This window comes from Pseudomonas sp. P1_A1 (assembly GCF_056406935.1).
The window spans coordinates 1-23,611 of the sequence record NZ_JBFTZE010000022.1 but is presented as its reverse complement, the minus strand read 5'-3'; the positions used below and the strand labels follow the sequence as shown (position 1 = coordinate 23,611).

Genomic DNA, 23,611 nt, shown 5'->3' with positions numbered 1-23,611 from the left:
GACTATGATACTCCGGTGTGCCCAGTTGGCCTGAGCAGCACAGTACTACTGAAAATATATGTTTCTTGGAGATACACCATGTCTAATCGCCAAACCGGCACCGTTAAATGGTTCAACGATGAAAAAGGCTTCGGCTTCATCACTCCTCAAGGTGGCGGTGACGACCTGTTCGTACACTTCAAAGCTATCGAAAGCGACGGTTTCAAAAGCCTGAAAGAAGGCCAAACCGTTTCCTTCGTGGCTGAGAAAGGCCAAAAGGGTATGCAAGCTGCACAAGTTCGCCCAGAGTAATTTTCTGGCGCACTAAAAAAACCCCGTCCAAGTGACGGGGTTTTTTATGGGTGAAACAAAAACCTGAAGCAATCAGCCGCAGTTGACACGGGTAACCACCAGATTGCTGTCGGTGTTCAGGTTCAAGCGATCGGAGCGGTATTCCAGGGTCACCATGTCATCAGGCTTGAGGAACCGGGCATTCTGCGCGCCTGCACGGGTACGTGCCTGCTCCAGCAATTCGGGCGAAGCCTTTTTGCCAATGGCGAATTCGGCAGCCTTTGCTTCACAACGGCTGTGGCCGGTATCGGTCGCCACAGGGTCCTTTGCCGACTCGGTGGACGTACTGCTGCAACCGGTCAGAAGAGTGGCGGCCAACAACGTACCCAATGACGCGAGCTTCCAAGGCATGAAGCCTCCTTTTTCAGTAATTAAGCAGAGATTGTGCGACCGCCATTTTGGTGTTTGGTTTCAAGGCGGGCGCTATCACGCTGCCCTCGATCTGGACGAGTGGCGAGTTTGCCTGAGCATCGCCCTAGCGTTCATCCCGCAATCGTGACTGAATATGAACAGCGTTCAGTAGACATCGATGTAGTCGAACGGCGGATTCGGCCAGTTGTCTTTCAGCGCATTGAAGATCTGCATGACCCACACCTCATCACTGGCCGCGACTAATCCGACATAACCCGAGCCCTTGGCCCATGTTTCCAGGCGAAACCGCAGCCCGTCGATCTCAGTACCGCCCACGACACCCGACGAAATGTAGGCGATGCCGCCCTTGGTGACCCGCAACTGGGTGTGCTCATCGTCGCTGGCAGAGGCCAGTAGCTGACGCACTGCTTCGAGGGTCAAGCCGTCAGGAGTGTTCAAATCGATCTGCACAGCACAATCCTTGAAAATTCATCAAAGACCAAGTGTCGCATAGCCCTCCCCTGATGCCTAAGTCGGAGTGCCAAACGTCCTGCAAAATGGTTAACTCGACACTCAGACTTTCCCGACTTCACGAGCGCCATCATGACCACCGTAAGCATCGACGCCAATATCACAATCAAGTGGCCACAAGGCCACAGCTCTTACAGCCCGGGCAGTCCGGAAGAGCTGGCAATCATTGGTATCGATTTGCTGGTCAAGGAATTGGGAACGCAGGCCGCCCAGACCTTCATAACCCAGGTTCTCGAGAAGTACTCCGTCGACTATAAGGGCATGAGCGCAACGGATACCGAGTAGCGGAAAACCCCGCAGGCTGTCACCTGCGGGTCTATGGCTTACTTCAAGCGAGCCAGGCGCTGGGTCAGCAGGTCGAAGAAGCCCTGGGCGTCGCCATTTTCAACCCAGAAGGCATTCTTCGGAGCCTTCAGGCCGTCATACCAGTCGACAATGGTCTGACCGAAGGTCGGCCCTTCACGACTGTCGACCACCACGTTTACCGAACGACCGGTAAACAGTTCCGGCTTGAGCAGGTAAGCAATGACCGTGGCGTCATGCACCGGGCCACCCGGAATGCCGTAGTGCTCCATGTCGCCCTTGACGTATTCATTGAGAATATCGCCCACCAGCTTGCTGGCATTGTTGTTCAGTGCGGCGATCTGCTTCAGGCGCGCGTCACTGGTAAGGATCTTGTGGGTCACATCCAGCGGCAGATAGGTCAGCTTGACGCCACTCTTCAGCACCACTTCCGCCGCCTGTGGGTCGGCAAACAGGTTGAACTCGGCCACTGGGGTGATGTTGCCGCCATTGAAATGCGCACCGCCCATGATCACCACTTCCTTGATGCCCTGAACGATTTCAGGTTCCTGGATCAGCGCCAGGGCCAGGTTGGTCTGCGGGCCAAGCATGGCGATGGTGATGCTGTGGGGTTTGGCGGCCTTCAGGGTATCGATCAGGTAGTTGACTGCATTGCCTTCGGCCAGGCCTTTCTTCGGCTCATGCACGGTGACACCCGACAGACCTTCCTTGCCGTGGATGTTTTCGGCATAGATCGGCGTGCGCATCAGCGGTTTCGGCGCGCCCGCGTACACCGGCACCTCCTCACGCCCTGCCCATTCACGGGCCAGACGCGCATTACGCGAGGTCTTGTCCAGACGCACGTTGCCAGCGACGGTGGTCAGCGCACGAATGTTCAACTCTTCCGGCGAGGCCAGGGCAAACAGCAAGGCGACCACGTCGTCGGCACCCGGATCGGTGTCGATGATCAAGTCGATCTTTTCCGCCGCGTAGGCGCTTGTTGCGGTAATCAGGGACAAAAGCAGCAGACTCCGAAGCAGGTGATGCAGTTTCTGAGCATAGCGGTGCATAGCGCACTCCTTGTGCATGGGAAGAACGGAAAGTTAGAACGTTACGCCAGCCACTAAAATGATGTTGCAGTACGGCTGACATTCGCCTGTACGAACAATCGCCCGTGCCTGTCGGCTGAGCGCTTTGAATTGGTCATGACTGAGCAGTTCGCGACGGCCCAGCGCACCGTCGGCATTCAGTTCATCCAGCGTGCTCAAGGCCGACGGCTTTTTGTCCAGAATCTCATGGGCCAGCACATGGCTTTCGACCTGCATTTCGCTGAGCACGACCTTCAAGGTACTGATGAAATCCGGAATGCCGTGGGTCAAGGCCAGGTCAATCAACTCGACGCCGGGCGGTACTGGCAAGCCGGCATCGCCGATCACAACGGTGTCGCCATGACCCAGGGATGCGATCAGCCGCGACAACGCGACGTTGAGCAAAGGTGTCTTTTTCATGGTGCTTTAAACGCCTGTACGTCGGACAAGGTAGGAATCGAAGGTTGCGCGCCAGCCCGGGTGACCGACAGCGCAGCGGCGACCTGACCGAAACGAATCGCCTCGGCCTCGCTTTTGCCGGCCGCCAGCGCCGCGGCGAAACCACCGACAAACGTGTCGCCGGCCGCGGTGGTGTCGACTGCCTTCACTTTCGGCGCCGGGAAATGCTCGAAGCGTGCGCCATTGGCGAACAGCGATCCCTGAGCGCCAAGGGTGATGATCACCTTACCGGCGCCCATGGCGATCAAGCGGGTCGCGGCGGCTTCGGCAGTGCTCAGGGAATCCACCGGCAAACCGCTCAAGGCCGAGGCTTCGCTTTCGTTGGGAATCAGGTAATCGATGGCCGCATACCAATCCGCCGGTAACGGGCGACTGGCCGGTGCCGGATTGAGGATCACGGTCTTGCCCAACTCACGACCGCGTTTCAAAGCATGGCCGACTGTGGCATCCGGCACTTCCAGCTGACAGATGATGACATCCGCCGTCTGCAATACGTTGTCGAAACGGTCGATCACCTCAGGGGTCAGCGCGCCGTTGGCACCGGCAACAATCACGATCGCGTTCTGACTGTTGTCATCGACCACGATCAACGCTACACCGCTGGAATCCTCGACCGTACTGACGGCCTGGCAATCGATCCGCTCGGCCAACAGCGCTCCACGCAGCGCTTCGCCATAAGCATCGCTGCCGACACAACCGACCATCGACACCTGCGCTCCCAGCCGCGCCGCGGCCACGGCCTGGTTCGCGCCCTTGCCGCCGGAAACCGTGGCAAATGACTGGCCGATCAGCGTTTCACCACCACGGGGCAGCCGTGGCGCCCGGGTCACCAGGTCCATGTTCAGGCTGCCTATTACCACTACTTTTGCTGGCATACATCTTTACTCATCAATTCGATTTCAGCGGTGCTTTTTTGTTTGGCGGTGCTTTCGGCTCAGCGATATTGGGCAAACACACCGGCCAGCGGCGCGGTCGATTCCCGCAGGACAATACTGGGCGTCACGATGCGCTGATCGGTCGCCAGATCCGGCGTGGCGATCCTGCGCAACAGCACCTCGGCCGCCATCTCGCCAAGCTGCAGGATTGACTGGCCCACGGTGGTCAGCGCCGGATAGACGTAACGGCTCATCTGGATATCGTCGAAGCCAATCACCGACAGCTCGGTGGGTACACGAATATTGCGCTCGGCAGCGGCACGCAACACACCGATGCCGATCATGTCGTTGCCGGCGAAGATCGCGCTGGGTGGGTTCTTTTCCAGCAGGATTGCGGCGGCGTTGTAACCGCCGGTGCTGGTGAAGTCGCTTTCCAGCATGCGCTCACGCGGCACCTCGACGCCCGCCTCTTTCAACGCCCGGCAATAACCGGCCAGACGCATCTGCGCCACGCTGGTACTCGCCGGTCCGCCAATCGTGGCGATGTCCCGATGCCCCAACTCCAGTAAGTGCCGGGTCGCCAGATAGGCACCGTATTCGTGATCGATGCGCACCAGGTCCGCATCGACACCCTCCAGGTCACGGTCGACGATCACCATCGGCGTACGCACGCCCGTCAGGCCTTCGGCCAAGCTGCTGTCACCACCGGCAGACGCTACGATCAAGCCGTCGATGCGTTTTTCCAACAGCACGCGAAGGTAGCTGCGCTGCTTGTCCAGGTTGTCGTCGGAATTGCAGAGAATGACGCAATAGCCATTGCGCTCGCAGTAATCCTCGATGCCACGGGCCAGCTCAGCGAAGTACGGGTTGAGGCTGTTGGGCACCAGCAGGCCGATGGTCGCGGTGGTTTTCGCCTTCAACGAGCGAGCCACGGCGCTGGGCACGTAGTCGAGGCTTTTGATCGCTGCCTCGACCTTGATCCGCACTTCTTCACTGACCGGCCGCGTCTTGTTCACCACGTGGGAAACCGTGGTGTAGGAAATGCCCGCGAGTGCCGCTACATCCTTGATCGTTGCCATGACTCAGGTCCGCCGGCTTGCGCGCTGACTGCGATAGGTATCGAGCACCACCGCCACCACGATAACCGCGCCGGTAATGATGCGTTTGGTTGGCTCGGTCGCGCCGATCTGCGCAAGACCCGCCGCCAGTACCGAAATGATCAACACACCGAAGAAGGTGCTGATCACCGAACCGCGCCCGCCCATCAGGCTGGTGCCGCCGATCACCACCGCAGCGATCACTTGCAGCTCCAGACCGGAGCCGGCATTCGGGTCCGCCGCTTCCAGGCGAGAAATCTGAAACAACGCAGCGATACCGGCCAACAGCCCCATCAGGCTGAACACCAGGATCTTGTAGGGCTTCGGATTGATCCCCGCCAGACGTACCRCCTCTTCGTTGGTGCCGATGCCGATCAGGTAACGACCGAACACTGTACGCGTCAGCACAGCCTGAGCGATGAAGATAATCAGCAAGGCAATGATGAACGACGGCGAGATGCCGAACGCGATCGGATTGGACAGCCAGGCGAAGGCATCACCGATGTAGGCGGTGCGCGAACCGGTCATCTGGTACGCCAGGCCCCGCGCCATTTCCAGCACACCGAGGGACACGATGAATGACGGAATCCGCCAGGCCACGGTAATCGAACCGGTGATGGTGCCCGCCAGTGCCGCGGCGCCCATTCCCAACAACGCCGCCGGCAGCACGCTCCAGCCCCAGCCGAGAATCGCCACGCTGACCGTCGACGCCGCCAGCGCCAGCACCGAACCCACCGACAAATCGATTCCGCCGATGATCAATACGAAGGTCATGCCGACCGCCAGCACCATCAGATCGGGAATCTGGTTGGCCAGGGTGCTGAAGGTGTCGTAAGACAGGAAATGGCTGCTCAACACAGAGAACAGCGCGACCATCGCCAGCAAGGCACCGGCCAGGCCCAGGTAAGTGCCGAGGCCGTAAAAATTGCCACTACGTTTGCCGACCAGAGTTGCAGTATTCATGGAAGATCCCTAGGCGCTGCTTCGTTGAGCAACGCATCACGTTTTTGGTAGCCGGCGAACGCGGCGGCAAGCAAATCATCCTGGGTCCAGCTGTCACGCTCGAAGGTGTCGATCAGACGCCCTGCCGACAGCACGCCAATGCGGTCACAGATCAGCATCAGTTCGCGCAGGTCGCTGGACACCACCACCAGTGCTTTGCCCTGACGGGTCAACTCACCGAGCAATGTATAGATGTCGAACTTGGCGCCGACGTCGATGCCTCGGGTCGGCTCGTCGAACAGCATCACCGTGCAGTCGCGTTCGAGCCAACGGCCGATCACCACTTTCTGCTGATTGCCGCCGGACAATTCCGAGACCAATTGCGTCGGGCTGGAGCTGCGAATGCGCATGGCGTCGATCTGACGCTGGGCCAGCGACATCTCGTCACCGTTGTTGACGAAGCCGCCGCTGGAAATCACCGGCATATTGCCCAGGGCAATGTTGGCGCTGATCGATTGCGTCAGCAGCAGGCCTTCGCCCTTGCGATCTTCGGTGATCAGCGCGATGCCATGACCGACCGCGTCGGCCGGCGAACGAATATCCACCACCTGAGCCGGCGACCCCAGCGCGACGGTGCCGCTGTCAGCTGTATCGGCGCCGAAGATCAGGCGCAGCAACTCGGTGCGCCCAGCCCCGATCAAACCGGAGATCCCGAAGATCTCGCCGGCGCGCACCTCGAAGGACACATCGCGAACCTTGTCGGAACGGGTCAGCCCTTTGACCGTCAAGGCCGGAGCACCGATATTGCGCGGGCCCATGTCGATGTGCTCGCCCAGCTCACGGCCGACCATCAGGGTGACCAGTTGCTCGCTGTTGTAATTGGCCATCGGCTCGACACAGACCAGGTTGCCGTCGCGCAATACCGCGATGCGCTGGGCCACCCGTGCCAGCTCTTCGAGGCGGTGGGAAATGTAGATGATCGACACGCCGCGCGCCTGCAGGCGAGTGATCTGTTCGAACAGCATTTCGACTTCACGGGCCGTCAGCATCGCGGTCGGCTCGTCGAGGATCAGCACGTGGCAATCACCGATCAGGTTGCGGGCGATTTCCACCATCTGCTGGTGACCGATACCCAGCTCACCGACCAGGGTGTCCGGATCGATGGCGTCGAGGCCGACCTGGGCCATGGCCTCGATCGCCGCCCTGCGAAGTTGCTTGCGGCTGATCCAGCCACCGAGGCTGGGCAGGTTGTCGAGGAACAGGTTTTCCGCCACCGACAATGTCGGCAACAGATTGAGTTCTTGCATGACCATGCGCACGCCCAGCTTTTCGGCCTGGCTGCGGCTGCCGGGACAGTAATCCTGACCCTGGAATTGCATCTGGCCGGTGGTCGGCGTGACCAGCCCGCCAATGATTTTCGACAGCGTACTTTTGCCGGCGCCATTCTCGCCGGTCAGCGCCAGCACTTCGCCGCGCATCAGCGTCAGGTCGATGCCGGTCAGGACAGGTTGAGCGTAGGTCTTACCGATACCGCTGACCGAGAGGACAGCGTTCGGGGCAGAAACTGACATAAAAACTCTCCATGCGCCCGCCCCAAGGGGCGAGCACCGTTGTGTCGCCAGAAAGACTACTTGGTAACCAGCTCTACCGGAGTTTCGATGACGCCGTTGGCGCCGCTATCGACTTTCTCGCCTTTGATGATTTTCAGCGCGGTCTCGATGCCGAACACTGCTTGCCGGGCAGCAAACTGGTCGGCGGTGGCCAGGACGCGACCGTCCTTGAGCATTGGCTTGATCGCATTGATGTTGTCGTAACCGACCACTTGCACCTTGCCGGCCTTACCGGCGGCACGCACGGCAGAGACCGCGCCGACCGCCATGCTGTCGTTGCCAGCCAACAATGCCTTGATGTTCGGGTATTCGCTGAGCATCGACGAGGCCACTTTACCGCCCTTGTCGATTTCCCAATCGCCGGACTGCAGGGACACGACCTTGATCTGCGCCGCTTCCATCGCATCCTTGAAGCCGGCAGTGCGCTGCTGGGCGTTGGTGGTGGTGGAAACGCCTTCGATGATGCCGACTTCGTCACCGGCCTTCAGCTGCTTGGCCAGGTATTCACCCACCAGACGCGCGCCTTTGCGGTTGTCCGGGCCTACGAATGGAACGGTGATGTTTTTGCTTTTGACGACAGCCGGGTCCAGCTGGTTATCGATGTTGATCACGGTGATACCGGCATCGACTGCTTTCTTGATGACCGGGACCATGGCCTTGGAGTCTGCCGGAGCGATAACCAGTGCGTTGACCTTGGACAGGATCATTTGCTCGACGATGCGCGTCTGGCCGGCCGTGTCCGTTTCGTCCTTGATGCCGTTGGAGATCAGCTCGAAGTCGCCGGAGTGGTCTTTCTGGTAGGCCTTGGCGCCGTCTTCCATGGTCAGGAAGAACTCGTTGGCCAAGGATTTCATGACCAGCGCGACTTTAGGTTTTTCAGGGGTTGCGGCGAATGCCGAAGAGACAGGCAACGCGGCGGATGCGGCAGCCAGCATAGCGACAGCGAGAAGACGTCCAGCGAATGGCAGCTTCATGGGTTTACTCCGATCTTATGATTATTCTTAGCAACGCTTGCGCTGGATCAATGGATCAACCCATCGACGGCGACCGCGCAAACGTTTGCGTAGACCGAACTATGCGAACCCTGCCGAGATTTGTCAACGACCTGTTCTGTGTCTCGACTGGCAAAAGCCAACCCGTTTTGCCTCACGCCGTGGTGTTGACCAGACCGCCGCTGCTGGAATCCTTGGCCAGCTCCTTGACCAGATTGCCTGTCACTTGCGCGAGCGCAGCACTGGTATCGGCGATTTGCCCCTGGATCGTCATGACAGCGGTGGCCTTGGCTTCCGGGGTTGGATAATTCGCTGCCTGAGCGGCCGCCAGTTGTTGTTGCTGTTCGCGCAGTTGCTGCTGCAGTTCCTGCATGCGCTTGAGCAATACCTGCACCGCAATACTCTGACTGCTGGTTTTCTCGGATTTGCTTTCGCTCTGAGCCGCCGCGCCGCCACCGGTTCTGACCTGGTTGTCGTCGCCCTGCTCTTCGCCCAGCGCCTGGGCCGAGGCGTCGGATGTTGCTTCACTCAAGTCGCTGATGGTCGCCGGGGATTTGCCCCCGATAGTGATTGCACCTGCATTTGCAAAACCGACAGTAAACGACATGTGAACTCCTGAAAAAAAGATCCTTTAAAGGAGCATCGACCTGCGCGGGGTTTTCTTTAGCACCGATTTTCGATTTTGCAAGGCGACCACACCGCCATGTCGGCCGACGGCATGCTGAACCTGTACAACGCCGTCGCCGTGGCCAGCAGCAAAGACGCGCGCGGCAAAGGTGTATTGGTGACCATGAACGATGAAATCCAGTCGGGTCGCGATGTCAGCAAAATGATCAACATCAAGACCGAGGCGTTCAAAAGTGCCTGGGGCCCGTTGGGCATGGTGGTCGAAGGCAAATCCTACTGGTTCCGCCTGCCGGCCAAGCGTCACACCATGGACTCGGAATTCGCCCTACACCAAACGGAAAAAACCACTGTCAGAGGATTTTCTTGAATTTTAAGCAGTTGCGAAATTGCCTACAGTTAAATACTGTATGTACGTACAGCTTAATAAGGATAACTCCGTGGCCACTACCTCCGCCTCTCCTGACGCTTACGAACGCCTGGGTATGCGCGTTCAGAAAATCATCAATTCCCCCACCGCCCAGAAAGCCAAAGCTGCACTGATCTTCCGTCTTCCGGACGAGCCCGTGGATGAGTGGGAGCGTTTGCTCGAAGAAATCGACGAGAACGACAACGTCACCCTCGCCCATCGCGACGATGGCGGCGTGCAGATTTTCTGGGTTGTGCCGAAGGAAGATTGAGTCAATGAGCGTCCGCTGGTTTGCTTTGCTGCTTCTGCTCATCACCCTTGGCGCCCAGGCCGGCGCCCCACGCACCTTCAACGAAGCCAAGAAAGTCGCCTGGAAGTTGTACGCTCCGCAATCCACCGAGTTTTATTGCGGCTGCAAATACACCGGCAACCGTGTGAACCTCGACGCCTGTGGTTATGTGCCACGCAAAAACGCCAAGCGCGCCTCGCGCATCGAGTGGGAACACATTGTCCCGGCCTGGCAGATCGGCCATCAGCGTCAGTGCTGGCAACAAGGAGGTCGCAAGAACTGCACGCGCTACGACCCGACCTATCAAAAAGCTGAGGCCGACCTGCACAATCTGGTGCCCAGCATTGGCGAGGTGAATGGCGATCGGAGCAATTTCAGTTTCGGCTGGCTGCCCGTGCAGTCGGGTCAATATGGCTCATGCCTGACTCAGATCGACTTCAAGGCGAAGAAGGTCATGCCCCGGCCTTCCATTCGCGGCATGATCGCCCGAACGTATTTCTACATGAGCAAGCAGTACGGCTTGCGCCTGTCGAAACAGGATCGGCAATTGTACGAAGCCTGGAACAAGACCTACCCGGTTCAGGCCTGGGAACGTCAGCGCAACCAGAGCGTGGCGTGTGTGATGGGCCGTGGCAATGAGTTTGTCGGGCCAGTAGACATGAAGGCCTGCGGCTAACCGGCTGCCTGGACCTTCTCCTGGCAGATTGCGCCCTCGCCGGGCGCACAAACAAAAACGCCCCGACCGAAGTCGGGGCGTTTTCATGTGCGGCTAAGGCTTAGCGCGGGAATGCTGGCGGGTTTACACCGGCCATGTCTTCCATCACGCGAACTACCTGGCAGCTGTAACCGAATTCGTTGTCGTACCAAACGTACAGAACAACGCGGTTGTCGTTGCAGATGGTCGCTTCAGCGTCCACTACGCCTGCGTGGCGCGAGCCCACGAAGTCGGTGGAAACCACTTCCTGCGAGTTGACGAAGTCGATTTGCTTATGCAGATCGGAGTGCAGCGCCATGTAGCGCAGGTACTCGTTCATCTCTTCACGGGTGGTGGCTTTCTCAAGGTTCAGGTTGAGAATGGCCATCGACACGTTTGGCGTCGGAACGCGAATCGCGTTACCGGTCAGCTTGCCAGCCAGTTCAGGCAGCGCCTTGGCGGCAGCAGTGGCAGCACCGGTCTCGGTGATCACCATGTTCAACGCGGCGCTACGGCCACGACGATCACCTTTGTGGAAGTTGTCGATCAGGTTCTGGTCGTTGGTGTACGAGTGAACCGTTTCAACGTGACCGTTGACGATGCCGAACTTGTCGTTGACAGCTTTCAGCACCGGCACGATGGCATTGGTGGTGCAGGAAGCGGCAGAAACGATCTTGTCGTCAGCGGTGATTTCACCGTGGTTGATGCCGTGAACGATGTTCTTCAGCTTGCCTTTGCCAGGCGCGGTCAGAACAACGCGATCGATACCCGGGCAGGTCAGGTGCTGGCCCAGGCCGTCGGCGTCACGCCATACACCGGTGTTGTCCACCAGCAACGCGTTTTTGATGCCGTACTGGGTGTAGTCCACTTCAGTCGGGTTCTTCGCGTAGATAACCTGGATCAGGTTGCCGTTGGCGGTGATGGTGTTGTTGGCTTCATCAATGGTGATGGTGCCATTGAACGAACCGTGCACCGAGTCGCGACGCAGCAGGCTGGCACGCTTGACCAGATCGTTCTCGGCGCCCTTGCGGACAACGATGGCGCGCAGACGCAGGCCGTCGCCACCACCGGTTTTCTCGATCAGGATGCGCGCCAGAAGACGACCGATACGACCGAAGCCGTACAGGACAACGTCGGTGCCGGTACGACCGGAACCATTCTGCTTGCCGACCACATCAGCCAGCTCGTCACGGACGAACGCTTCAGCGGTACGGCCATTGCCTTCGGCCTTGAACTTGACGGCCAACTTGCCCAGATCTACCGAAGCAGCGCCGAGCTTGAGCTCGCTCATTGCCTTGAGCAGCGGGAATGTTTCGTGGACGGACAATTCGCTGTCATCGGACTGGCGATGGCGAGCAAAGCGGTGAGCTTTGAGAATCGCGATGACAGACTGGTTGATCAGACTGCGGCCATAGATCGAGCTCACCACGTTGTTATTGCGGTAGAGCTGACCGATAAGCGGAATCATCGCTTCTGCGAGTGCTTCACGGTCGATCCATTCACCAAGACACTGGTCGGGCTTCTGAGTCACGGGAACCTTCCACATGTAGGGGCAGAAAAAAGGGGCTACATTATGCCGCCGAGCGCCTCCCGTAGCAATGCGCGCCTGTCGCACGAGCGGTAACAAAATTCCGTTCAAAAAAATCACGCCCCGCGCCAGCCCAGTAAATACGGGGCTTTCAGCACAGTCAATTTTTCGACGATCACGCCACAGTGTCCGTAACCATCCGTAACACCGAGCGGTTTTGGCACTACATTTCCAGTATTAAATCGCCAGTTTTTGTCATTACCACTACATTTTGCTCAACCTGTGTATATAGACACAGTCTGCAACTGACAGCCGGCACCCGAGACCGTTACAATTACCGACTTTGTCGCAACGCTTGGAGCTCAACCTTCCGTGCCCGTTCTGCGTCTACCGCTTCTCCCTGCCGCGGCAGGTAAACAGCACTGGGGCAACCTGCCCGGTGCCGCCTTGAGCCTGGCCATCGCCGAGGCCGCCAGCGCTGCCAAGCGCTTTACCCTGCTACTGACCGCCGACAGCCAGAGTGCCGAACGGCTGGAACAGGAGCTGAGTTTCTTCGCCCCGGATTTGCCTGTTCTGCACTTCCCGGACTGGGAAACCCTGCCCTACGACCTGTTCTCGCCGCACCAGGACATCATCTCGCAGCGTATCGCCAGCCTGTATCGGCTGCCGGAACTGGTGCATGGCGTGCTGGTGGTGCCGATCACCACTGCCCTGCACCGTCTGGCGCCGACCAAATTCCTGCTCGGCAGCAGCCTGGTGCTGGATGTCGGCCAGAAACTCGATGTCGAGCAGATGCGCACCCGGCTTGAAGCCACCGGTTATCGCTACGTCGATACCGTTTACGAGCATGGCGAATTTACTGTGCGCGGCTCGCTGATCGACCTGTTCCCGATGGGCAGCAAGTTGCCTTATCGCATCGACCTGTTCGACGACGAAATCGAAACCCTGCGCACTTTCGACCCGGAAAACCAGCGTTCCATCGACAAGGTCGACTCGGTCAAGCTGTTACCGGCCAAGGAATTCCCGCTGCAGAAAGAAGCCGTGACCCGCTTCAAGGCGCGGTTTCGCGAGCGCTTCGATGTCGACTTCCGTCGCTGCCCGATTTTCCAGGATTTGAGCAGCGGGATTACGCCGGCGGGCATCGAGTACTACCTGCCACTGTTCTTCGAGGAAACCTCCACCCTGTTCGATTACCTGCCCCAGGACACGCAAGTGTTTTCCCTGCCGGGCATCGAACAGGCGGCGGAGAACTTCTGGAACGATGTGCGCAATCGCTATGAAGAGCGTCGCGTCGACCCATCCCGTCCTTTATTGCCACCGGCCGAGCTGTTCTTGCCGGTGGAAGACTGCTTTGCGCGCCTGAAGAGCTGGCCTCGTGTGGTGGCCAGCCAACAGGACGTCGAAACCGGCGTCGGCCGCGAGCGCTTCCCGGCTCAGCCGCTGCCGAACCTGGCCATCGAAGCCAAGGCCACTCAGCCGTTGGCGGCGCTGGCCAGTTTCCTCGACGAATTCCCCGGCCGCGTGCTGTTTACCGCCGAGTCCGCGGGCCGTCGTGAAGTGCTGCTGGAATTGCTCGAACGCTTGAAGCTGCGACCGAAAACCGTCGACAGCTGGCCGGACTTTGTCGCTAGCAAAGAGCGCTTGGCGATCACCATTGCCCCGCTCGACGAAGGCCTGTTGCTGGACGACCCAGCCCTGGCTCTGGTTGCCGAAAGTCCATTGTTCGGTCAGCGCGTGATGCAGCGCCGTCGCCGCGAGAAACGCGCCGACGCGAACAACGATGCGGTGATCAAAAACCTCACCGAGCTGCGCGAAGGTGCGCCGGTGGTGCACATCGATCATGGTGTCGGGCGTTATCTGGGGCTGACGATCCTGGAAATCGACAACCAGGCCGCCGAGTTCCTGACCCTCGAATACGCCGAAGGCGCCAAGCTGTACGTGCCGGTGGCCAACCTGCACCTGATCGCTCGCTACACCGGCAGCGACGATGCCTTGGCCCCGCTGCACCGCCTCGGTTCCGAGACCTGGCAGAAAGCCAAGCGCAAAGCCGCCGAACAGGTGCGCGATGTGGCCGCCGAGTTGCTCGATATCTATGCCCGCCGCGCCGCTCGCGAGGGTTATGCCTTCGCCGACCCCAAAGCCGATTACGCGACCTTCAGCGCCGGTTTCCCGTTCGAAGAAACCCCGGACCAGCAAACCACCATCGAAGCGGTGCGCGAAGACATGCTCGCGCCCAAACCGATGGATCGGCTGGTCTGCGGCGACGTCGGTTTCGGCAAGACCGAAGTGGCCATGCGCGCGGCGTTCATCGCGGTGCACGGCGGTCGTCAGGTGGCGATTCTGGTGCCGACCACCCTGCTCGCCCAGCAACACTACAACAGCTTCCGCGACCGCTTTGCCGACTGGCCGGTAACCGTGGAAGTGATGAGCCGCTTCAAGTCGGCCAAGGAAGTGAACGCCGCGGTTGCGGACCTGGCCGAAGGCAAGATCGACATCGTCATCGGCACGCACAAACTGCTGCAAGACGACGTAAAAATCAAAAACCTGGGGCTGGTGATCATCGACGAAGAGCACCGTTTCGGTGTCCGTCAGAAAGAACAGCTCAAGGCACTGCGCAGTGAAGTCGACATCCTGACACTGACCGCAACGCCGATTCCGCGCACGCTGAACATGGCGGTGTCGGGCATGCGCGACCTGTCGATCATCGCCACACCGCCGGCCCGTCGCTTGTCGGTACGTACCTTCGTCATGGAGCAGAACAAGAGCACGGTCAAAGAGGCCCTGCTGCGTGAGTTGCTGCGTGGCGGCCAGGTCTACTACCTGCACAATGACGTGAAGACCATCGAGAAATGCGCCGCCGACCTCGCCGAACTGGTGCCGGAAGCGCGGATCGGCATCGGCCACGGGCAAATGCGCGAACGTGAACTCGAACAGGTGATGAGCGACTTCTATCACAAGCGCTTCAACGTGCTGATCGCCTCGACCATCATCGAGACCGGCATCGACGTACCGAGCGCCAACACCATCATCATCGAGCGTGCTGACAAGTTCGGTCTGGCGCAGCTACACCAGTTGCGTGGCCGGGTCGGTCGCAGCCACCACCAGGCGTATGCTTACCTGCTGACACCGCCGCGCCAGCAAATCACTCCCGACGCGGAAAAACGCCTGGAAGCGATCGCTAATACCCAGGACCTCGGCGCGGGCTTCGTGCTCGCCACCAACGACCTGGAAATCCGTGGCGCCGGCGAACTGCTGGGCGACGGCCAGAGCGGGCAGATCCAGGCCGTGGGCTTCACGCTGTACATGGAAATGCTCGAGCGCGCGGTGAAGTCGATCCGTAAAGGCGAACAACCGAACCTCGATCAACCGCTGGGTGGCGGCCCGGAAGTCAATCTGCGTGTACCGGCGTTGATTCCAGAAGACTACCTGCCGGACGTTCATGCCCGACTGATTCTCTACAAACGCATTGCCTCGGCCACCGATGAGGAAGGCCTCAAGGACCTGCAAGTGGAGATGATCGACCGCTTCGGCCTGTTGCCGGAACCGACCAAGAACCTGGTGCGGATCACGGCGCTGAAATTGCAAGCCGAACAGCTGGGCATCAAGAAAGTCGACGGCGGCCCGCAAGGCGGTCGCATCGAGTTCGCGGCACAGACCCCGGTCGACCCGCTGACGCTGATCAAACTGATCCAGAGCCAGCCCAAACGCTACAAGTTCGAAGGCGCCACGATGTTCAAATTCCTCGTGCCTATGGAGCGCCCGGAAGAACGCTTTAATACTGTAGAGGCGCTATTCGAGCGCCTCATTCCGACCACTGCTTGAAGGACGCCGCATGCGCCTGTTTCGCTCACTGACCTTGTTGATGACGTTGTTGATGTCGCTGCTCGCCTCGACCGCGTTTGCCGATGATCTGTATCAGGTTGAAATGATTCTGGTACGGCAAAACGCCGTGCCTGCCATCGTCAGCCGCGCCGCGCCAGAAGACTGGGCTGCCGGTGCCCAACGCATCAGCCCCGACAGCTTTCGCACGCCAAGCCTGAATGCCGAAGTGGAAAAACTCACCGCCAGCAACGAATACACGGTGTTGCTGCACAAGGCCTGGCAACAGAACCTGGGTGAAGAAACCAGCAAAATTGCGATCAGCGAGGGCAAGGAACAGTTTGGCCAATTCCCGATCGAGGGCACGTTGAACCTGAAACTGGGGCGTTTCACTGACGTCGACGCCGACTTCTGGGTCAATCAGATTGACGCCAACGGCATGGTCACCGCCAGCGAACGCCTGAAGCAGGAAAGCCACACCAAGAACGGCCTGCTGAACTTCCTCGACAATGGCCACCTGGGCCTGTTGATCAAGATCACCTCGCTGACCGCCCCTGCGCCTCGGCCAGTCCCCGATGAAATTCCGGACTGATTGAAGGCCTTATGTCCGCGACCCTGAGCAAACCCCTGGCAACATCCTGGGTCAGCCGATTCAAGGAACAGAGCCTGGAGCGTGGCCGCCGCTACGCACTGGAGAACCGCGTCAGGATCGTCGAAGTCGGCGACGCCACCATCACCGCCAGTTGCGAAGGCTCTGGCGGTAACGTTTACCGTCAGACCATTCGCCTGCGCGAGTCGGCCAAAGGCACCTTGCTGATGATCGACGCCACGTGCACCTGCCCGGTTCACAGCAACTGCAAACACTGCGCAGCGGTGCTACTGCAAGTGCAGGAAACCCTCGCGTATCCGGCCGCCGCGAAAGACGCCGAACTGCTGGAAAAACTTCAAGCCGTATTGGAAAACCGTAGCCCGAAAGCGCCGCCGCAAGTGCTGGTGGACAACGTGCAACCGGTGCCGCGCCTGTGGCTGGCGAGCATCGAGTTCAGCGCCTTCGAACCGCGCAACGGCAAAATGCAGCGTTACATTCAGCATCGCGCGGCGCTGTCCTTCAGCTATCTGGACGAATACGTCAGCGGACAGAAAAACGCTGACATCCTGATTCGTCAGGAAACACAGACGCTGCGGATAAAACGTCACCCGGAAGTCGAACAGACCTACAGGGAGCAGCTGCGGATCCTCGGTTTCAAAGTCGCCACCCGACAAAGCAAGGCCTTGCCGGAAAGTGCCGGCGAACTCTACGAGATGGTCAACGACAGCGCCTGGCTGACCTTCACCCTCAATGAGCTGCCGAAGTTGCGCACCCAAGGCTGGGAGTTGCAGATCGACGAGGATTTCGGCTTCGACCTGACCGCCGTGGACGACTGGTACGCCACCGTCGAGCAGGCACCGGAGCGCGACTGGTTCGACCTGGAACTGGGGATCATCGTCAACGGCGAACGCCTGAGCCTGCTGCCGATCCTGTTGAACCTGATGCGCTCCCACACCGAAATCCTCAATCCGGAACGGCTCGCCCGACGTCGCGACGACGAACTGATCCTGGTGAACATTCCACAACGTCGCAGCACCGACCAGGGCCCGTTGCAGGTCGCCCTGCCCTTCGGCCGCTTGAAACCAGTGCTGGCCACCCTTGGCGAGTTTTACCTGCAAGAGCCCGGCGAAACCACGCTGCGCCTGAGCAAGGCCGACGCCACGCGATTGAACCCGCTGGAAGGCCTGCCGCTGCTCTGGGAAGGTGGCGAGCAGATCCGCACCTTTGCCCAGCGCCTGCGCGACATCAAGGACCACACCGCCGCAGCGCCCGAAGGCCTGAATGCCACCTTGCGCCCGTATCAGCTCGAAGGCCTGAGCTGGATGCAGTCGTTGCGACAACTGGAAGTCGGCGGGATTCTCGCGGACGACATGGGCCTGGGCAAAACCCTACAGACCCTGGCGCACATTCTCAGCGAGAAGAATGCCGGGCGCCTCGATCGGCCGTGCATGGTGGTCATGCCCACCAGCCTGATTCCGAACTGGCTCGACGAAGCGGCGCATTTCACGCCGCAGCTCAAAGTGCTGGCGCTGTACGGCGTCAGTCGCAAAAAGCATTTCGATAATCTGGCCGATTACGACCTGATCCTGACCACCTATGCGCTGCTGCCCAAGGACGTCGAACGCCTGGCCGCGCAGCCGTTGCACGTACTGGTGCTGGATGAAGCGCAGTACATCAAGAACCCCAACAGCAAGGCCGCCCATGCCGCCCGCGAGCTGAATGCTCGCCAACGCCTGTGCCTGAGTGGCACGCCGCTGGAAAACCACTTGGGCGAGCTGTGGTCGCTGTTCCACTTCCTGCTGCCGGGTTGGCTCGGTGACGTGAAAAGCTTCAACCGCGATTACCGCGTGCCGATAGAAAAGCGTGCCAGTGAAGTACGACTTCAACACCTGAACGGTCGGATCAAACCGTTCCTGCTGCGCCGGACCAAAGAACAGGTGGCCACCGAACTGCCGCCGAAAACCGAAATCGTCCATTGGGTCGAGCTCAACGAAGCCCAGCGCGATGTGTACGAAACCATGCGCCTGGCCATGGACAAGAAAGTCCGCGACGAGATCACCCGCAAAGGCGTGGCACGCAGCCAGATCATCATTCTTGAGGCACTGCTGAAGCTGCGTCAGGTGTGCTGTGATTTGCGCCTGGTCAACGATGCCGCCCTGCCCACTCGCGGCAGCACCTCGGGCAAACTCGACAGCCTGATGGAAATGCTTGAAGAGCTGTTCGAGGAAGGTCGGCGGATTCTGCTGTTCTCGCAGTTCACCTCAATGTTGTCGCTGATCGAGGACGAGCTGAACAAACGCGGCGTGGCGTATGCGATCCTGACCGGCCAGACCCGTGACCGACGCACGCCAGTCAAGGAATTCCAGAGCGGCAAGCGTCAGATCTTTCTGATCAGCCTGAAGGCTGGCGGTGTGGGCCTGAACCTGACCGAAGCCGATACGGTGATTCACTACGACCCTTGGTGGAACCCGGCGACGGAAAATCAGGCGACGGATCGTGCGTATCGCATTGGTCAGGAGAAGCCGGTGTTCGTCTACAAGATGATTGCCAGGGGCACGGTGGAAGAGAAGATTCAGCATCTGCAGAAGGAAAAATCCGATCTGGCCGCAGGCGTGCTGGATGGGCGCAAGACCGGGGACTGGAAGCTGCAGAGCGATGATATCGAGGCGTTGTTTGCGCCGCTGCCGGAAAAAATTGATAAGTAGCAGGGATAGTCAGATCGCCATTGCGAGCAAGCTTGCCCCCACAGGGTGAGCAGCAATCCTGCGGGAACTTGCTCGCGAAAGGGGTCTTCTGAAATCGGACATGTCCTCCTGCAGGAGCGAGCGATGCGGCGACCCGACTTGCCCGCGAAGGCTGTGTCTCAGTCAAYGCCGATATTGAATGTGCTGACGCCTTCGCGGGACAGCAAACCATGGTGTTGATGACAGAATTTACGATAAGTAGGACTCGCGCTGGGACTCGATCAAGGTCAGAGCGGCCTCCCAGGCCAGGTCGATGATGTTGTCCTGTTCATCGCGGTCAAACTGTTCGGCGGTGTGCGCACAGACTTCCGGAGACGGGTAATGCAGCGCCGAACCACCAGCCAGCGCCTGAACCTGTGCCTGACAGGCACGCTCCAGGAAGTGAATTTCCTGAAATGCCTGGGCCACGCCGGAGCCGCCGACCAGCAGGCCGTGATTACGCAGGATCATCGCCCGATGTGGCCCCAGATCGGCAATCAGACGCTCGCGCTCATCCAGCGACAGGGCAATGCCTTCATAGGTGTGATACGCCAACTTGCCGTAGAACTTCAACGCGTGCTGACTGATCGGCAACAAGCCGTGCTTCTGCGCGGCGACGGCCATGCCGGCGGCGGTATGGGTGTGAATCACACAGTTTAGATCCGGGCGAGCCATGTGGATTGCCGAGTGAATCACAAAGCCTGCGGCATTGACCCGATGACCTTCGTAGGCCGGATCGACCACTCGCCCTTTCTGATCGATACGCACCAGATCCGAGGCCCGCATGCGGTCGAAAATCACCCCGTAGCGGTTGATCAGAAAGTGATGCTCAGGCCCTGGAATCCGCAGGGTAATGTGGGTGTCGATCAGGTCGGTCATGCGAAAGTGCGCGACCAGGCGATACAGCGCGGCCAGTTCGCAACGGGCTTGCCATTCAACCGTGCCGATGTGCTCAGGTTTGCTCACGAATACACCTCTTTAGCAGCGCACTCTCTGGCGCTTGTGAGCTTTATCGCTTCCATGCCAGGATTAGTCAATTTTCATATTCTTATCTTTACTATTAGCACTGCTACTACATGGAATCTTTATGCCGTCCACTTCGAACCCGTGGGTTGGTCGCCGCTTTCTGAATGACCGTCTCGACTGGAACTTGCTGCGCACTTATCTGGTGATCGGTCAGGAAGGCAGCATGAGTCGGGCTGCCGCGCGACTGCACATCACCCAGTCGGCGGTTAGCCAGGCGTTGAAGCGTCTGGAAGAACAACTGGAATGTGTGTTGATCGCCCGCAGTGGAAGGCGGTTCGATCTGACGGAAACCGGAGAGGAAGTCCTGCGCATTGCGACGGACATTTACGGCGATATTTCGCGCTTGGGGACGGTACTGGAGAGTCGGCACGACGACGTGGTGGGCAAGATTCGCATCCTCACGGTCAGCGGCGTGCAGGCACGGCACTACGATGAATTCCTCGCCGATTTCCATGAAACCCACCCGAAAATCGAGCTGGAAGTCGAAGTGATGGGCAGCTCGAACATCATCAGTTCGCTGCTGCAAAAAACCGCGACCATCGGCGTCGGATTGTGCCGTTTACCGCAGCCGCGACTGGAACAGCGGGTAATGTTTCGCGAGCGCTATGCGTATTTTTGCGGGCAGCGTCATCGACTTTTCGGACAAGAGAATCTGACCCTGGAGCAGCTCGCCGCAGAGAACTTCGTCAGCTTCACCAGCGATCAGCTCGGCGGCAATCTTTCACCCCTGACACTGTTTCGCGATCAGCAAGGCTTTACCGGCAAGATCGTTGCCTCATCCACCAGTTTCGAAGAGATTTATCGCTTGATCTGCGCAGGGTTTGGTATTGGGTGTTTGCCGACTCATCTGGTGCGCAGGGATGTCGAGCAAGGATTGCTATGGCGTTTGCCGCCGGAAGATGGCGTGGTGGATTTCGATATCCAGCTGTTGTGGAATCGCGAACAGAAGATGAGTCAGGCCGAAACCGTGTTCCTGGAAAGCTTCCAGCACATGCTCAGCATTCGTGAGCCTGTGCTGTGAAGCCTTGATCCTTAAACGTGAGGGTTGCCCGGGGCTTTGCTCGGCGCGGCGTATTGCGGCTTCAGGTGGCCGTCCTGATCGAGTAGCCAGGCATCCATGATCTGCCGCACCACGGGACCGGCGACGCGACCACCGGCCTCGCCATTTTCGATCATCACCGAGATGACAATCTGCGGATGTTCGGCCGGAGCAAATCCGACGAACAAGGCGTTGTCGCGGTTGCGCTCCAGGGTTTTCGCCCGGTTGTAGCGCTCACCCTGCTTGATCGCCACCACTTGCGCGGTACCACTTTTGCCGGCGATGCGGTACTGCGCGCCCTGCGCCGCCGCTCGGGCAATCCCGCGGGCGTCGTGCATTACCATCTGCATGCCGTGATTGACCTGCTCCCAGTCACGCGGATCCTTGAGCAGGATGTTCGGCATCGGATGCTCGTCCACCGGCGCGACGCCATCCACGGTCTTGGCCAGGTGCGGCCGGTTCCATACACCTTTGTTGGCGATCAGCGCGGTGGCCTGTGCCAGCTGCAGAGGAGTGACCTGCATGTAACCCTGGCCAATGCCGAGGATCACTGTCTCGCCGGGGAACCACGCCTGTCGCCGCGTGGCACGCTTCCAGGCCTGAGACGGCATCAACCCGGGAGACTCTTCGAACATGTCCAGCGAGACCTTCTCGCCAAGGCCGAACATCGCCATATAGTCGTGCAGACGATCAATGCCCAGCTTATGGGCCAAATCGTAGAAGTAGGTGTCGTTGGAACGCATGATCGCCGTGTCCATGTTCACCCAGCCATCACCACTGTGATTCCAGTTACGGTATTTATGATCAAAATCCGGTAACTGGTAATAGCCCGGATCGAAGACGCGGGTCTGCGGGGTTACGACTCCGGCGTCAAGGCCGGCGATCGCCACTTCCGGCTTGATGGTCGAGCCCGGCGCGTAGAGCCCGCGCAGCACGCGGTTGAACAGCGGCCGGTCGATGGAGTCGTGCAGTGCCGCGTATTCCTTGAAGCTGATGCCCGTCACAAACAGGTTCGGGTCGAAGCTTGGCTTGCTGACCATGGCCAATACTTCGCCGGTCGACGGATCGAGAGCGACCACCGAGCCACGCCGATCGCCCAACGCCTCCTCGGCGGCTTCCTGAAGTTTGACGTCCAGGCTCAGGACGATGTTTTTGCCAGGGATCGGATCGGTGTGCTTGAGCACTCGCAGCACGCGGCCCTGGGCATTGGTTTCGACTTCTTCATAACCCACCTGGCCGTGCAATTCTGATTCGTAGAATTTCTCGATACCGGTTTTGCCAATGGATTGGGTGCCACGGTATTCCACCGTATCCAGGGCTTTGGATTCTTTTTCGTTAATGCGACCGACGTAGCCGATCGAATGCGCAAAGTGCGCGCCCATGGGGTAGTGGCGAACGAACTGCGGCTCTACGTCGATTCCGGGCAGACGGAACTCGTTGACCGCGAGTACGGCTATCTGTTCTTCGCTGAGCTCATAGAACAGCGTGACCGGGACGAAGGGGTGCCTGGCCTGCTTCATCGCCTTGTCGAACAGCGTACGGTCCTCGGCCGGCAGGTGCAGGAGGTTGACCACTTCATCCAGCTCGCGTTTGACATCGGAAGCGCGTTCGCGGGTGATGGTCAGGTTGAAGCTGGGCCGGTTGTCTGCCAGGACCACACCATTGCGGTCGTAGATCAGCCCACGAGTTGGAGTAATCGGCAGGACATGGACGCGGTTGTTTTCGGAGATTGTCGAGTGATAGTCGAACTCGACAACCTGCAGGACGTACATCCGCACCACCAGCGCACAAGTAATGGCGGCGACGAACAAGGCGCAGGCCATCAGTCTTTTGTTGACCAGGAGCGTCTCTTTCTCGTGGTCCTTGATTGGTATCGGTTCGGGCATTTCTGCAGCAACTCTTTGACTATAAACGGGAGTACCGATCCGTAGGCTTGCAGTCAGTCCGTTGAAACGAGCTGCACCATACCAAAAACGGCATGGTTTTTAGCGCGCTCTGCCGAAGTTTCACGAACGATGCGACCGTTACCAGGGATGGCCATCCGCTAGCCCTCTGTTGCCAAAGCACTTTCCTGCGGGCAAAACAAAACCCCTACCTGCATACGCAGATAGGGGTTTCGGAATTTAATCTTGACGATGACCTACTCTCACATGGGGAAACCCCACACTACCATCGGCGATGCATCGTTTCACTTCTGAGTTCGGGATGGGATCAGGTGGTTCCAATGCTCTATGGTCGTCAAGAAATTCGGGTACCGAACCGTCTTTCGACGCTTCAGCAAATTGGGTATGCGATAGTTTGTGCGGCTTTTGTG

21 protein-coding genes, 1 rRNA gene and 1 pseudogene are annotated in these 23,611 nt (G+C 59.2%); 9 read left to right on the top strand and 14 right to left on the bottom strand.

The annotated features are described in order from the left end of the window. The first annotated feature begins 78 nt into the window (after positions 1-78). Positions 79-291 (top strand): cold-shock protein, encoded by a 213-nt coding sequence (locus AC1D2Q_RS25545; RefSeq protein WP_003179963.1) that lies wholly within the window; start codon positions 79-81, stop codon positions 289-291. 72 nt (positions 292-363) lie between these two features. On the opposite strand, the gene AC1D2Q_RS25540 is transcribed toward AC1D2Q_RS25545, so the two are convergent. Both AC1D2Q_RS25540 and AC1D2Q_RS25535 read right to left on the bottom strand, forming a co-directional pair. Next, complete coding sequence (locus AC1D2Q_RS25540; protein ID WP_477814976.1) at positions 364-681, bottom strand: I78 family peptidase inhibitor; 318 nt, start codon at positions 679-681, stop codon at positions 364-366. 165 nt (positions 682-846) lie between these two features. After that, positions 847-1,152, bottom strand: coding sequence for a hypothetical protein (locus tag AC1D2Q_RS25535; RefSeq protein ID WP_477814975.1), 306 nt, complete (start codon positions 1,150-1,152; stop codon positions 847-849). Between the two features lie 132 nt (positions 1,153-1,284). On the opposite strand from AC1D2Q_RS25535, the gene AC1D2Q_RS25530 reads away from it, so the two are divergent. Continuing rightward, complete coding sequence (locus AC1D2Q_RS25530; protein WP_305409703.1) at positions 1,285-1,497, top strand: hypothetical protein; 213 nt, start codon at positions 1,285-1,287, stop codon at positions 1,495-1,497. A 38-nt stretch (positions 1,498-1,535) separates the two neighbouring features. On the opposite strand, the gene AC1D2Q_RS25525 is transcribed toward AC1D2Q_RS25530, so the two are convergent. The 8 genes from AC1D2Q_RS25525 to AC1D2Q_RS25490 form a co-directional block, all read right to left on the bottom strand. Further along, positions 1,536-2,564, bottom strand: coding sequence for a nucleoside hydrolase (locus AC1D2Q_RS25525; RefSeq protein WP_477814974.1), 1,029 nt, complete (start codon positions 2,562-2,564; stop codon positions 1,536-1,538). Between the two features lie 33 nt (positions 2,565-2,597). Further along, positions 2,598-3,002 (bottom strand): D-ribose pyranase, encoded by a 405-nt coding sequence (gene rbsD / locus AC1D2Q_RS25520; protein ID WP_019582833.1) that lies wholly within the window; start codon positions 3,000-3,002, stop codon positions 2,598-2,600. Beyond that, the gene (gene rbsK, locus AC1D2Q_RS25515; protein ID WP_477814973.1) at positions 2,999-3,916 is read right to left on the bottom strand and encodes a ribokinase; all 918 of its coding nucleotides are present in this window, start codon (positions 3,914-3,916) and stop codon (positions 2,999-3,001) included. The genes rbsD and rbsK overlap by 4 nt, the downstream gene beginning before the upstream one ends. A gap of 59 nt (positions 3,917-3,975) precedes the next feature. Continuing rightward, on the bottom strand, positions 3,976-4,995 hold the full coding sequence (locus tag AC1D2Q_RS25510; protein ID WP_477814972.1) for a LacI family DNA-binding transcriptional regulator: 1,020 nt from the start codon (positions 4,993-4,995) through the stop codon (positions 3,976-3,978). A 3-nt stretch (positions 4,996-4,998) separates the two neighbouring features. Then, entirely contained in the window at positions 4,999-5,976 is a 978-nt protein-coding gene (locus AC1D2Q_RS25505; RefSeq protein ID WP_477814971.1) for an ABC transporter permease, read from the bottom strand. Further along, positions 5,973-7,526 (bottom strand): sugar ABC transporter ATP-binding protein, encoded by a 1,554-nt coding sequence (locus AC1D2Q_RS25500; protein WP_477814970.1) that lies wholly within the window; start codon positions 7,524-7,526, stop codon positions 5,973-5,975. The genes AC1D2Q_RS25505 and AC1D2Q_RS25500 overlap by 4 nt, the downstream gene beginning before the upstream one ends. A 56-nt stretch (positions 7,527-7,582) precedes the next feature. Beyond that, positions 7,583-8,539: a sugar ABC transporter substrate-binding protein gene (locus AC1D2Q_RS25495; RefSeq protein ID WP_019582837.1), complete on the bottom strand. Its 957-nt coding sequence runs from the start codon at positions 8,537-8,539 to the stop codon at positions 7,583-7,585. A 172-nt stretch (positions 8,540-8,711) separates the two neighbouring features. Further along, positions 8,712-9,164: a hypothetical protein gene (locus AC1D2Q_RS25490; protein ID WP_477814969.1), complete on the bottom strand. Its 453-nt coding sequence runs from the start codon at positions 9,162-9,164 to the stop codon at positions 8,712-8,714. 90 nt (positions 9,165-9,254) lie between these two features. Here AC1D2Q_RS25490 and AC1D2Q_RS25485 point away from each other — a divergent pair. From AC1D2Q_RS25485 to AC1D2Q_RS25475, 3 genes and pseudogenes are all read left to right on the top strand, one after another. Beyond that, positions 9,255-9,518, top strand: a pseudogene (locus AC1D2Q_RS25485) (asparaginase domain-containing protein); the annotation flags it as partial. Positions 9,519-9,591: 73 nt separating this feature from the next. Continuing rightward, on the top strand, positions 9,592-9,861 hold the full coding sequence (locus AC1D2Q_RS25480; RefSeq protein ID WP_477814968.1) for a DUF1654 domain-containing protein: 270 nt from the start codon (positions 9,592-9,594) through the stop codon (positions 9,859-9,861). Between the two features lie 4 nt (positions 9,862-9,865). After that, complete coding sequence (locus AC1D2Q_RS25475) at positions 9,866-10,555, top strand: endonuclease (RefSeq protein WP_477814967.1); 690 nt, start codon at positions 9,866-9,868, stop codon at positions 10,553-10,555. A gap of 100 nt (positions 10,556-10,655) precedes the next feature. On the opposite strand, the gene AC1D2Q_RS25470 is transcribed toward AC1D2Q_RS25475, so the two are convergent. After that, positions 10,656-12,119, bottom strand: a complete 1,464-nt coding sequence (locus tag AC1D2Q_RS25470) for a glyceraldehyde-3-phosphate dehydrogenase (protein WP_477814966.1) — start codon at positions 12,117-12,119, stop codon at positions 10,656-10,658. A gap of 354 nt (positions 12,120-12,473) precedes the next feature. On the opposite strand from AC1D2Q_RS25470, the gene mfd reads away from it, so the two are divergent. From mfd to AC1D2Q_RS25455, 3 genes are read left to right on the top strand one after another with little or no spacing between them, the layout of a single operon-like run. Then, positions 12,474-15,923 (top strand): transcription-repair coupling factor, encoded by a 3,450-nt coding sequence (mfd, locus tag AC1D2Q_RS25465; protein ID WP_258672933.1) that lies wholly within the window; start codon positions 12,474-12,476, stop codon positions 15,921-15,923. A gap of 10 nt (positions 15,924-15,933) precedes the next feature. Continuing rightward, on the top strand, positions 15,934-16,512 hold the full coding sequence (locus AC1D2Q_RS25460; RefSeq protein ID WP_477814965.1) for a CsiV family protein: 579 nt from the start codon (positions 15,934-15,936) through the stop codon (positions 16,510-16,512). An 11-nt stretch (positions 16,513-16,523) separates the two neighbouring features. Further along, positions 16,524-19,214, top strand: a complete 2,691-nt coding sequence (locus AC1D2Q_RS25455) for an SNF2-related protein (protein ID WP_477814964.1) — start codon at positions 16,524-16,526, stop codon at positions 19,212-19,214. Positions 19,215-19,442: 228 nt separating this feature from the next. Here AC1D2Q_RS25455 and AC1D2Q_RS25450 read toward each other — a convergent pair whose 3' ends face one another. Beyond that, complete coding sequence (locus tag AC1D2Q_RS25450; protein ID WP_477814963.1) at positions 19,443-20,198, bottom strand: class II aldolase/adducin family protein; 756 nt, start codon at positions 20,196-20,198, stop codon at positions 19,443-19,445. A gap of 121 nt (positions 20,199-20,319) precedes the next feature. On the opposite strand from AC1D2Q_RS25450, the gene AC1D2Q_RS25445 reads away from it, so the two are divergent. Next, positions 20,320-21,279 (top strand): LysR family transcriptional regulator, encoded by a 960-nt coding sequence (locus tag AC1D2Q_RS25445; protein ID WP_477814962.1) that lies wholly within the window; start codon positions 20,320-20,322, stop codon positions 21,277-21,279. 11 nt (positions 21,280-21,290) lie between these two features. On the opposite strand, the gene mrdA is transcribed toward AC1D2Q_RS25445, so the two are convergent. Both mrdA and rrf read right to left on the bottom strand, forming a co-directional pair. Continuing rightward, complete coding sequence (mrdA, locus tag AC1D2Q_RS25440) at positions 21,291-23,183, bottom strand: penicillin-binding protein 2 (protein WP_477814961.1); 1,893 nt, start codon at positions 23,181-23,183, stop codon at positions 21,291-21,293. 241 nt (positions 23,184-23,424) lie between these two features. Next, positions 23,425-23,540, bottom strand: a 5S ribosomal RNA gene (gene rrf, locus AC1D2Q_RS25435). Positions 23,541-23,611: the final 71 nt, after the last annotated feature.